Origin of the sequence: Desulfosporosinus youngiae DSM 17734 (genome assembly GCF_000244895.1) — a bacterium.
Classification (GTDB): Bacteria; Bacillota; Desulfitobacteriia; order Desulfitobacteriales; family Desulfitobacteriaceae; genus Desulfosporosinus; species Desulfosporosinus youngiae.
The window spans coordinates 2408364-2420134 of sequence record NZ_CM001441.1 but is presented as its reverse complement, the minus strand read 5'-3'; the positions used below and the strand labels follow the sequence as shown (position 1 = coordinate 2420134).

Genomic DNA, 11771 nt, shown 5'->3' with positions numbered 1-11771 from the left:
AATCCCTGTTGCAGAAGTTTTCGTAGTATCAGACATTTAGCGCAGATACATACCGCCGTTTATATCGAGAGTAAATCCGGTTATGAAATCCGCATATTCGGAACACAGGAACATAATTCCATTTGCAACATCTTTAGGTTGTCCAAAGCGTCCGAGTGGAATGGTTTTCAACCAAGCGTCACCGCGTTCTTGTAGAATTTCCGCACTGAATATGGGAGTCATTATTATTCCAGGTGCGATGCAATTAACGGTAATATTATAGGGTGCCAGTTCTAATGCTACACTACGGCTAAAGCCTTCAATTCCTCTTTTAGTTGTCGTATAGTGGCTGTTGGCAATTGATCCTCGTTCTCCGGCAATAGAGCCCATATTTATTATCTTTCCGTATTTTTTCTTCTTCATCTCACGTGCCACTGCTCTGGTGCAGTTAAATGATCCGTACAAATTAACCTTTATAGTTCTGTCCCAGAGTTCATCGCTCATTTCAGTTAACATTTCTTGCACATACAATCCTGCTGAATTGATAAGGATATCAATTTGGCCTGACCACTTCATGACCGCATCTACTGCCTCATCAACTTCTTGAGTATTCACAATGTTTGTGGGGATGGTTAGTAGTCTATCAACTTTGTCAACATTATCAGCGGCGAAGGCTGCGAGACCCGCCTGATTAATATCAATAGCAGCTACCTTAGCTCCTTTATCCATAAAGGACTGTGCTGTTCCTTTACCTATACCAGAAGCGGCACCAGTAATAAATACAGTTTTCCCTTCGAAGTTCATGTGTATCGCTCCTTGACAATTAATTTCCATGATGAGCAGAATTCGTTCGATTGGCTCTAATACTCTGCAATACAAATTGCATTTATTAGTATCTATAACTTCACTAAGGTGATGCGCTCAATTAATCCCTAGGTATAATCTCTTTGAGCAACTATTAGAAGAGGGTAATATCCCCAATAACCAAAGGATAAGATAGTATTTCCTTGGAGAGATTATTATTAAAATTTCTCCAAGGAAAATTGACTTTTTTTGAAATTCTGGAAATACCTGAGAACTAGAGAATTCATAGAGTAGTCGCCCATGCCGATGTCGCGGCACCATCAGAGGATGAAAAGGGAGTGCTCGGGTCGGGCAGCTTCGCCACATCCGCTCACCGCAGCATTCCGAGGCTCGCCCACTCGCCGGTGCGGGACTCCGCCAAACCTCAGGGTAATACCTGATGTGAACCCGTGGCTCCGTATCCCCGCACCGTCTTGTGGGCTTTTACCGCCTCTCCATGCAATGGGTTCGCTTCTGTGGACGAAGCTGCCCTGCTTGCGGGTCTGGGAATTCTTCGGCATGTCTTTAGGGTCTTTTTTCAGAGCAGCTACCAACACAACCAACCGCCATCCACAGGCATCGTATGCCCTGTCATATAGTTTGATAAATCTGAACACAAGAAGACAACTGGCCCCGCAACCTCCTCAAGTGTCCCAAATCTCTTCATCGGGGTTCTTCTGATCAGGTCTTCATATATTACTGCATTAGCTTTAAGCTTAAGCGTCATTTCTGTAGTTATATAAGCTGGCGCTACGGCATTTACCTGAATATTATGATCTACCAATTCTAAGGCTAGGTTCCTGGTTAATTGCAGTACCCCTCCCTTAGAAGCTGAATAGGCTGAGAGTTCAGGCAATGAAGCATAGCCCATAACCGAACAAGTGTTAACAATCTTACCACTTTTTTGAGCAATCATTGCTGGTGCTACAGCCTTACAACCTATCCAAACACCAGTTAGGTTGATATTAATAATCTTTTTGAAGTCTTCTTCGGGCATATTAATGCACAGATTCCGTTTGTTAATTCCCGCATTGTTTACGAGAATGTCTATCCTTCCGTATTGCTTCATTAAATATTCAACTAGGGTGTTAAATTGAGCGCTATCGGTTGTATCCAGTCGGTAACTTTCAGCCTTACCGCCCTTATCAACAATTTCGCCGGCAGTCTTCTGAGCAGCTTCTTCGGCGATATCAGCGATAATAACATGTGCTCCTACAGAAGCTAATCCTTGTGCTATTCCTTGGCCTACTCCCATTGCCGAGCCAGTTACTATAGCTATTTTTCCATCCAGCCTAATACTTAGATCCATATTGTACCTCCTCTTTTCCAAGCTCATCTTATGCCAATTTAGGCGATAAACGAGTATAGTCACTGATCATAAAGAGCACTGCTCCAATTACGGCTAATATACAACATACTGTAAATCCACCATTGTAACCATATTTGGATGCAATGAAAAAACCTGTCACCATTGGAGAAAATAATGCTCCGAAATTACCTACGAAGTTGTATACGCCCCCTACGCCGCCTGCTTGTCCGTAGGGTGCAATATCCCCAGGAATAGCCCAAACATTTGAAGCTCCGAATGCAAAGATTCCCATAAAGAGACTGAGGTACATGATAGCTCCTGTTGCTGTAGAAGCCAGCATCGTCAGCCAAATGAATACCGCGGAACCCAGCATTGCCAGACCCATACCTGTTCTTCTCAACTGGGTTACAGTAGCTCCTTTTGCTTTCCATTTGTCAAATACTACACCACCCAATAATTCGCAAACAACTGCTACAATATAAGGGACCATTGCTGCGAAACCCATTTGTTTCAGATTTAATCCCCTTGCTTGCATTAAATAAGCCGGCATCCAGGAATTAAAGGTAGTCCAAACGTATAAATACAGAGCATAAGCGATTGAAATCTTTAGAACCGTCGGATATAAGAATAACTTCAACATAGGAATGGGTTTACTTTCGACAGCGCCTTCTGAAGTAACGATCTCATCCTGCCTAATATAAGCTAGTTCCTCCTTGGTAATAGTTGGATGTGCATCCGGTTCATGATAGGTAAAATGCCAAAAAAATGCATACACTACCGCGATTGCGCCGGTAATTACAAATGATGCTCTCCAACCATAACTCAGGATTAACCAAGCAACCAAAGGAGGTGCAAACGCAGAGCCTACTCTGGCACAGCAATCAAAACATGCTGAGCAAAAAGTCCTTTCTTTTATCGGAGTCCATACTGAAACCACACGTGCACTAGCGGGAAAGCCGGGTGCTTCTGTTACTCCTAATAAGATACGAACCCAAAAAAAATGTGTAAAACTAGATGCCAAACCTGTAAGCATGGTCACTAAGCCCCACCCGGCTGCTGCCCCTGTTATCGCGTGTTTGGGACCGAATTTATTTAGAATACCACCGATGGGCAACATTGTGAGGGTATATGACCAAAAGAAAGCAGACATTAAAATTCCCATTTGCCCGGCATCCAGTCCAAATTCTTGCATAATTGTTGGAGTAGCGACACTAAAATTCACTCGATCCAAGTAGTTTATTCCAACCATCAAGGCAACCATAAATACTGCAAAATAACGTTTATTTCCAGCTGGTTTCATTATTTCAACGTTTAAATCCAATTTTGTACCCAAACTAATTCCTCCTTTAGATATTCAGATTTCACCGAAAGGTATTCCCGTTTGGCACCTTTCACCCCCTTAAATATTTAAATTTATTTAATGTTCTGAATATAGTAAAGTTATTGCAATAGTCATGCCATGTATTAGAAAATATCAACATTAATGGCCTCTGTCTTCAGACGCCAGCTCTGACAAGGTTCGTGATGTTGCAGACCCCACCAAGAATGATCATCTGATTGACGTTTCCTCCCCAAAGCAAAGCAAATTTGAAGCGTACGATTCAAATATGAAGCGTTGACTAAGAATAGAGTTGCACAAAAAAATTCCCCCCGATTTTCGACTATTGAAAATCGGGGGGAATTTCACATTAAAATTTGATGCTTTACTAATACGTCTTTTGGCATAAATTTTGCTGCTTGATTTAGAAAGGAGGGATCTTCGAGATTCAGGGGAGGTGGGACTATTGGATACTGAAACAGTTTATACATGTAGTAGTTGTGGAAAAGAAATATATGACTCTGGGCTTTGCCCTGAATGTCTTAAGCGTCATGATAGAGTCGTTAAATCAGGTGTGACAGTTATTTGGATATTAGCAGTTATTAGTTTCGGCTATTATTATGCTATATTTATTCACTAACCTTTCTTCAACACATTGCCGGAAGGCACTAGTCTTGGCATAGTACTTGAAGTTGCGGAACCTGCCAAGAACAATCATCTGATTGACGTTTTCATCCCCAAACATGGCACATTTGATGCCTTTGATGCTTTCGATTCAAATTTGAAGCGTAGGGGAATATCTGCGATCAGAAGCGTATCGTCACCGTAAATTTCCTGACCCTCAGATACAGCAAGCTCACTGACCAGTTTAGGATTATTCCTGATGATTTTTCTTGATTCTGCGCAAAACAGATGCTTGACTTATTCCTAATACTGAGGCAGCCTTTCGAGAAGTACCATATTGCTTCATAGCGTTTTCGACAATTTTGCTTTCGAATTCTCCCACCATTTGCTTCAGAGTTTTACAGTCATCCACGATAATTTCCTCAAATGTTTCTTGTCTATAAACAGATCCCAAAAACTCGGTTGGCAAATCGGTTAATCCAATTAAATCACCCTGTGAAGTAATCACCAATCTTTCTACAATATTGATAAGTTGTCTTACATTACCAGGCCACAAATACTTGCCAAACAGATCCATGACCGCTGGAGAAAAAATACTTAGCAGTCTTAAATTTTTTATTAAAAATATCCAGATAGTATAGTAAAAGTCCCGAAATATCCTCGGTCCTTTCTCTGAGAGGAGGTATCGTTATAGGAACAATATTGAGTCGGTAAAATAAGTCCTCACGAAAAAGATGCTGCTGAGTCATTTCATGTAGATCCCGATTTGTACAAGCAATAATTCGCAAGTCCAATTCTTTCTCATTTGTTCCTCCCAATCGCACTATCTTGCGTTCTTGAAGAACCCGCAAGAGTTTTACTTGCATATCCATAGGCAATTCTCCTATTTCATCAAGCAAGAGTGTCCCATTATGCGCTTGTTCCATTAGTCCCAGTTTGCCTTCTTTGATCGCGCCAGTGAAAGCACCTTTTTCGTAGCCAAATAATTCCGATTCAAGAAGAGTGCTAGGTATGGCTCCGCAATTAATGGAAACATATCTTCCATTTTTCGATCTGGGACTTAAATTATGTAATAGTTTGGCGATGACTTCTTTTCCAACTCCTGATTCACCATTAATCAACACTGTAGAGTCTAAGGGCGCAATTTTTTCCACCAAGTCAAGTATTTTTCTCATTTGTTTGCTTTTAGTTATTATCTCTTTCTCTTCATAACGTTTTAATTTTGTCTTTAAATTTTCAAGCTCTGCCTTTAAAATTTGAGATTTTTGGTAATTCTCCCTTAAAGCCGTCAATTCAGTAATGTCTCTGTTATTAACAACAACAAATGATATTTCATGATTCTCACTATAGATTGGAGTACCCGTCACGAGAGTTTTTTTCCCGGATGGAGTTGCTTGTAATATTGTAACGATATCCTTTTCCTTCATTACTTTCATAGCAACCGACTCGCTAAGAATCCCTTCCCTCTCAAGATCTTGCGAATATCTTCCGATGCATTCATTTTTTCTTAAGCCGGTAATGCGTTCAATAGCATCATTGATATAGATGGCTTTTCCATTATTATCTGTAATCCATATACCGTCGTAAGATGAATTAAGGGCAATTTCCATGACTTGATGAGATTTCTTAAGCACTTCATCGATTTCATCGATACTATTAAAGAATGCTATAGCGCCAATAACCTCATCATTTTCATAAAGCGGATGAAAATCAGCCAAAACTTGTGTACCATTGGGTAATTTCATAGTTATTGAGAACAACGAATTTCCGGATTTGATGATATTATGAAGCATCGTCTGAGGGTTAACTTCAGTGATCAATTTTCCTTTTATATTGTTTAACCCATACAATTTCTCTGCAGTACGATTTACAAACGTAATGCGGTTGCTCTGATCAATGGCGACAATCCCGGTGATGTCTTGATCTCTAATAGTTTTTAGCAGAATCTTCTGATAATTATGGATAAAGTTGGTTGCATCTTCTTCAACAACATACCCTTGATACATACCGTCAGCAGCTATAACAGGGAGATAGGTTTCTTTTTTCCAATCTATACTTTCAATTGAATCATTCAAATATATAGTAGAATACTTTGAATCCAGGTATTCCTTCGCCTTGCCGCCATTATTTAGTATTTTAAACAAAATATCTTTGTTGAGTCTAATTACACCGCAAAATTTTCTTGTATTATCTACAACAGGTATTCTTAGCAGCCCCATGTCCAAGTATAAACCCAAGACAGATTCAACCTTTGTTTCGAGTGTGACAGGTAATGGATCAGTTTTTATCAATTTATCGATCATCTTATCACCCCATTAAACTCATGTTTCCATCGTTTCTTTATGTATGGTTGAACCCCAACCGAACTTGCTTAAATTGTACCATATATTAAATGACGCACCTACTGAAGTTGGTGAATATTTTGGTAAGTAAATCTAAGATCTCAATCGTGTCAAATGGATGGCACTTTTAAGTCCAATAAACTATTTGGCTGCCTATTTCAGGCAGCCAAAATAGTTTATTAAAAAATATTATAACCTCAAATCCAATAATAAGAATATCTACCACGTTGCCCAAGCACCTATTCGCGGATTGGGTTCGTTTTTTGCTTTATTGTAATACCCATAAATCTTGTCATATAGATCTTTATGACCTTTGAGGTCACATTCAAATAGAATATTATTATTTTGATTATTGGAATCAAGATACTCAATAATAATGAAGTACCTTAACTTTACCTGTAAAAACAGCCCTACAAATGGTCCCCATAATACAATACTTTTACCCTTTAAATTCGGCCCTTTTCTTGTGGTAAGTTTATCAATCTTACGAAAACTTCTAAAATATATTTTCTCATTATCTCCCTTGTCATTGAATAACAGGATGTATTGGTTAGCTATGGCAATATTCAACTTCTGGGGTTTGGGTATCGCAGGTACACCGCCATGATATGATAAATAATAGATATCTTTAGCGTTAATGTTTCCTACCCTGGTGATTTCACATATAAGACTTTCCCGAGACTTGATCATATTATTTCCTCGGTACCATGTCCACCCTATAACAATTATTGCTATCCCACCGATTATCCACCAATTAACCATTTGAATACCTCATTTCACCATAACCTATGCTCTAATCCGATATCTGTTTTTTAGCATTTACGTAAATTACATATTGCAGAAATAAAGATATCATTAGGTATGTCAACCAATTTTATCGATAATATTAGTTTGCGAATCAATTGAAAGGAATTCTTTAATATACCATACGGTTACCCCTAAAAAAATAATAATCGAAGGAATTAAAAACGTAGCCGTTTTAATAACTATTTTTATCTTTCTCTTTCACATTGTGTTTCACTCCTAATCACTAATTCAGTACTATTCCTCAGACTTTTAATACGGGTAAGCATTGAGTTGTTTGTATAGTCTCATTATATCTTTATAATTGCTTTACTTAATACTAAAACTACAAATAAGCATGCGACAGCGCATATAAGCCTATCCTCTGCCGCATGTGTAGTAATAGTATTAATTGTTGTTTTACACGTCAATTGCAGTGCCAGTTCTGCTTACTGCCTTTTTAATGGTCTCAGGCAAGAATATGAGCGGTACAATCGCGCATAGATACAAGAATGCACTCGCCCCGATGGCAAAGGAAAAAGACGTTAATGCAGCAATCGCACCCAACATCGCGGGTCCCCAGAAACTCATCATTCGGGCGAGGTTGTATATTGTGTTTACGCCCGTACCCCTGATATCAGTAGGGAATAATTCAGCCATATATCCGCCAAATAATCCAAATATGGGATAAGTAATAAATGCATAAACAGGGGCAAACATTAGCAAAGTGTTATTATCCCCAATCCTTACAAAGATCAATACAGCAATAAAGGAAGCTGACAGTGCTACATACGCAGGCTTCTTTCTTCCCCAGCGATCAGCTATGAATGCAAATAATACATACCCTAGGACACCTCCAATGTTTAGAAACATCATATAATTCATAGATTTAACAATATCCATATGCTTATCAGTTGCTAACCAACTAGGAATCCAACTCATGGCACTCCAGTAAGCCAATAACGAAAAGACAACTAGAAAGAAAGCTCCAATGGTATTTCTTCTAATGGTTGTTCCAGTAAAATCGTATATTTCTGTGCTAAAGAGTCTCTTTAAACTACCCATCTTAAGCCCACTTGCTGTTGCATGTTCTTTTGAGCGCACCCATGCTTCAGGTTCAGCAATGAAGATTTTGGCCGCTATAGCTACAACTATTCCGATAGCGCCAAACCAAAATAGGGACCTCCATCCATAAGTAGGCATGACGGTTTTCGCTAGAAAAGCCGCCAGCATCGGTCCAAAGGCAAAACCAGTCTGTATTACAGCTGAACACATAATTCTCATTCTTGAAGGAAGGCATTCTGCAACCAGAGTATTCCCAACTCCCCACTGTGCTCCTAAACCAATACCAACTAAAAATCTAAGGGCCAACATCATTTCAATACTATTAGCATATGCAAATGCTATGGTAAATAACGAGTACCAGATCAGGCACCAGAACATAACACGTACTCTTCCTAACTTATCAGATAAAACTCCAGAGATAAGGCCACCCAGGCCTGCTCCTAGCAATGGCGCTCCCAAAACAAACCCCATCATTGATGCCGGTATGTTGAATTCAGTACTAATAGCCTTAGCCGAAACTGAAACTAACTGCCAATCCATTACATCCAACACTAAAGCAAGCCAAGCAAAAATCCATATTACGATCATTGACCCATTCAGTGGCGCATTCCTATCCGGTATGGGCGTGACACGTTGATTATTCATTTGATTCCCCCCCAAATTCTTTAATATTAACGTAAGAATCTTTCATACAGACGAACTTGTTTCTCATCCTTCCTTTGAACCTCCCTAAAGCACCTATAATATAATTTCAATGGTACCTTCCCTTATTACATTTGGAGAACCCTCCTTCCTGTTTTGTCTGTCTGCTATGCTTATCCATTAAATTTGCAATTTCTAAGCAAATATCGGTGGTAAGCAGCTAATATTCATAATATTCTGAACATAATTCTGATAATATGATAAGGTCTAGTTTGAAAATATCTCCATCAAGCCTCAGAATGGAGATTTCAAAAATGAAGCGTGAGCAACAGGCTCTGAGGTCTCTAAGATTACTTCTTTGCTCTTACAATATGCCCATTTCCAACAATACCGGACTCAATCATATCCTCAATTGTTTGGGAATCTAAGCCTAATCGAGTGAGTATTTCGATATTATGCTGGCCCTTAAAAGGTGGTGGCGACTCTGCTTTGGCATTATAAGCCCCAAATTTCATGGGATTTCCCGGAACTTTGATTGTTCCGGCTGTTGTATGGTCATATTCAATTAACATTTCCCGAAATTTAGTATTCTCACTTTCTACAATCTGAGGTATTTCCAAGATTGGAGCGACGGGTACACGACCCTCACGGAACGCTTTAATGACCTGCGCAACGGTATAATCTTTCATCCATTGATTTATGATATCAGTCATTTCTTCAATATTCGCAATACGCGCTTGATTGCTGTTAAACTTAGGGTCAGTAGCCAGTTCGGAACAACCCATGATTTTACACATATTTCCCCATAGCTTTTCATTAGAAGCTACAATGCAGACATATCCATCCTTACAAGTATATACATCATACGGGCCTCCATCTGGATGCCTGCTGCCACGTCTCTGAGGAAGCTGATTACATATGGTATACGCCGGTACAAAATTCTCCAGGCAAGTAAATATACAATCAACTAGAGCTATATCAATATGCTGCCCTTCGCCAGTTTTATTTCTATAGTTCAAAGCTCCGAGAATACTGATCACACCATAGAGTCCTGCAATTATGTCTCCCATAGAAGACCCCACCCTTATGGGTGTATCCGGAAGTCCTGTAATACTCAGTAATCCACCCATAGCCTGGGCTAACATATCATAACCTGGCAATTTGCTTAAGGGGCCCGTTTGTCCAAAGGATGATATAGAAAGATAAATAATATCGGACTTTAAGCTTTTAATGGTTTCATATCCAACACCTAATTTGCCCGCAACACCGGGGGCGAAGTTCTCAACAACTATATCTGCCTCAGCAACTAATTTATGAACGATTTCCTTAGCTTTCTGTTCTTTCAGATTTAACTCGATGCTTTTTTTGCCTCTATTAATTCCCAAAAAATAAGTGCTTTCCTCAGTCCCCGGAGCATAAGGCGGCCAACTTCTTTCATTGGCATTTGGCCCTATATCTTCTATCTTGTCGATTTGTGCTCCCATATCAGCAAGAACTTGAGTACAATATGGTCCCGTTAAAATTCTTGTTAGATCCACAACCTTCATACCTTCAAGAATTTTTATCTGCTTATTCAATCTTTTCTTCCCCCTATTTAACCCAGATGATCGCTCCTGTACCCTGTGTCGAAGCGGCCATAAGGTGTTCTAACTGCGCTAACGCAGACAATATCATCGTTTCTTTTCTTAAAGTTCATCTTCTTCATCCCAAATATATAATCCTTATTGAGCAACCCATCCACCATCGACACTTAAGATGACGCCAGTAACATAACTGGCACCAGGCGAAGCCAGAAATAAGGTAGCTGCTTTTAGTTCATCATCGGAGCCAAAACGTCGCACAGGGATATTCTTTAACATTAGTTCTCCACTCTTGTCTAACGTTCCATTAGTCATTCTACTTGGAAACCAACCTGGTGCTAAGGCATTTACTGTAATGTTATGCTCTGCCCACTTTACTGCCAAATCCTTGGTTAAACCAGCAATAGCTGCTTTACTCGCTTGGTAAGGTACTGCATCCATAATTTCAGCAGGTGCGCCAACGAACGCCGCCAGAGAAGCCAAGTTAATAACTCTTCCATACTTTTGTTTTGCCATTATTTGACCTGCCTTCTGAGCCATGAGCCACGAACCGGTAAGATTGGTGTTGATTACTTTTCTCCATCCATCAAGGGGAAATTCCAGAGAAGGTGCGCCCCATGAAGCTCCAGAATTATTGATTAGGATATCTACACGACCATATTCTTTCATTACTAAATCATATAAATCGTCAATTTCTTCAGGTATACTTACGTCTACTCTGGCTGGTAATACTTTCACCCCAAGATCGTCTTCCATTTTGACTGCAGCCTCCATACACCTTTCGATCTTTCTTGCTGCAATAACCAGATTTGCACCCGCTTCCCCCAGAGCATATGCCATTTGAACACCAATACCTGAAGCTCCGCCAGTTACAATAGCCACTTGTCCGGTTAAATCAAAGAGTTCTCGATTGCGCCTCACCTAACATCCCTCCATAAATAAGCATTTTTTCATAAAAAATAACATCAATAGTTACTCAAGTTCATTTAAGAATTTTAATTGGAGTGGAACAGCAAGTAGAGTTTGGAACTTAACCTTAGCTTCTTTTAAATAGGCTGTATTCCGGTGAATCTCTAAAGCCTGCTCGTCCTCATATTTCTCTACAAGAATAAATTCAGAGGGGTCAGCAGCAGCAACGTGAACTTTGTACATAAAGTTACCTTTTTCGTTAACCTTCACCTCATTTGCCAGTAGGGCACATACTTCAGCTAACTCGTTTTCCTTGCCAGGTAGAGCTTTCATAAAAGCTAAAATTGTTATCATAAAATATCCCCTCTCTTTTACAA

The 11771-nt window shown here is 39.7% G+C and carries 11 protein-coding genes; 1 reads left to right on the top strand and 10 read right to left on the bottom strand.

Features of this window, described 5'->3' with window-relative positions; translation table 11 throughout:
* Positions 1–36 precede the first annotated feature (36 nt).
* The 3 genes from DESYODRAFT_RS11265 to DESYODRAFT_RS11250 form a co-directional block, all read right to left on the bottom strand.
* Positions 37–783 carry an SDR family NAD(P)-dependent oxidoreductase gene (locus DESYODRAFT_RS11265; RefSeq protein WP_007783082.1) on the bottom strand — a complete coding sequence of 249 codons (747 nt, stop codon included), beginning with the start codon at positions 781–783 and terminating at the stop codon, positions 37–39.
* A gap of 586 nt (positions 784–1369) precedes the next feature.
* Positions 1370–2131, bottom strand: a complete 762-nt coding sequence (locus tag DESYODRAFT_RS11255) for an SDR family NAD(P)-dependent oxidoreductase (RefSeq protein WP_007783078.1) — start codon at positions 2129–2131, stop codon at positions 1370–1372.
* A 28-nt stretch (positions 2132–2159) separates the two neighbouring features.
* On the bottom strand, positions 2160–3464 hold the full coding sequence (locus DESYODRAFT_RS11250) for an MFS transporter (protein WP_007783077.1): 1305 nt from the start codon (positions 3462–3464) through the stop codon (positions 2160–2162).
* Positions 3465–3915: 451 nt separating this feature from the next.
* On the opposite strand from DESYODRAFT_RS11250, the gene DESYODRAFT_RS28155 reads away from it, so the two are divergent.
* On the top strand, positions 3916–4089 hold the full coding sequence (locus DESYODRAFT_RS28155) for a hypothetical protein (RefSeq protein WP_157137163.1): 174 nt from the start codon (positions 3916–3918) through the stop codon (positions 4087–4089).
* Positions 4090–4323: 234 nt separating this feature from the next.
* Here DESYODRAFT_RS28155 and DESYODRAFT_RS26630 read toward each other — a convergent pair whose 3' ends face one another.
* The 7 genes from DESYODRAFT_RS26630 to DESYODRAFT_RS11220 form a co-directional block, all read right to left on the bottom strand.
* Complete coding sequence (locus tag DESYODRAFT_RS26630; RefSeq protein ID WP_157137162.1) at positions 4324–4650, bottom strand: AAA-type ATPase lid domain-containing protein; 327 nt, start codon at positions 4648–4650, stop codon at positions 4324–4326.
* Positions 4616–6376, bottom strand: a complete 1761-nt coding sequence (locus DESYODRAFT_RS11245; RefSeq protein WP_007783076.1) for a sigma 54-interacting transcriptional regulator — start codon at positions 6374–6376, stop codon at positions 4616–4618. The genes DESYODRAFT_RS26630 and DESYODRAFT_RS11245 overlap by 35 nt, the downstream gene beginning before the upstream one ends.
* Before the next feature lie 258 nt (positions 6377–6634).
* Positions 6635–7177, bottom strand: coding sequence for a hypothetical protein (locus DESYODRAFT_RS11240; RefSeq protein WP_007783075.1), 543 nt, complete (start codon positions 7175–7177; stop codon positions 6635–6637).
* Positions 7178–7618: 441 nt separating this feature from the next.
* The gene (locus tag DESYODRAFT_RS11235; protein ID WP_007783074.1) at positions 7619–8908 is read right to left on the bottom strand and encodes an MFS transporter; all 1290 of its coding nucleotides are present in this window, start codon (positions 8906–8908) and stop codon (positions 7619–7621) included.
* Positions 8909–9255: 347 nt separating this feature from the next.
* Positions 9256–10482 carry a CaiB/BaiF CoA transferase family protein gene (locus DESYODRAFT_RS11230; RefSeq protein ID WP_007783073.1) on the bottom strand — a complete coding sequence of 409 codons (1227 nt, stop codon included), beginning with the start codon at positions 10480–10482 and terminating at the stop codon, positions 9256–9258.
* A 144-nt stretch (positions 10483–10626) separates the two neighbouring features.
* Complete coding sequence (locus DESYODRAFT_RS11225; RefSeq protein WP_007783072.1) at positions 10627–11406, bottom strand: SDR family oxidoreductase; 780 nt, start codon at positions 11404–11406, stop codon at positions 10627–10629.
* Between the two features lie 51 nt (positions 11407–11457).
* Positions 11458–11748, bottom strand: a complete 291-nt coding sequence (locus tag DESYODRAFT_RS11220) for a putative quinol monooxygenase (protein WP_007783071.1) — start codon at positions 11746–11748, stop codon at positions 11458–11460.
* Between the last annotated feature and the right edge of the window lie 23 nt (positions 11749–11771).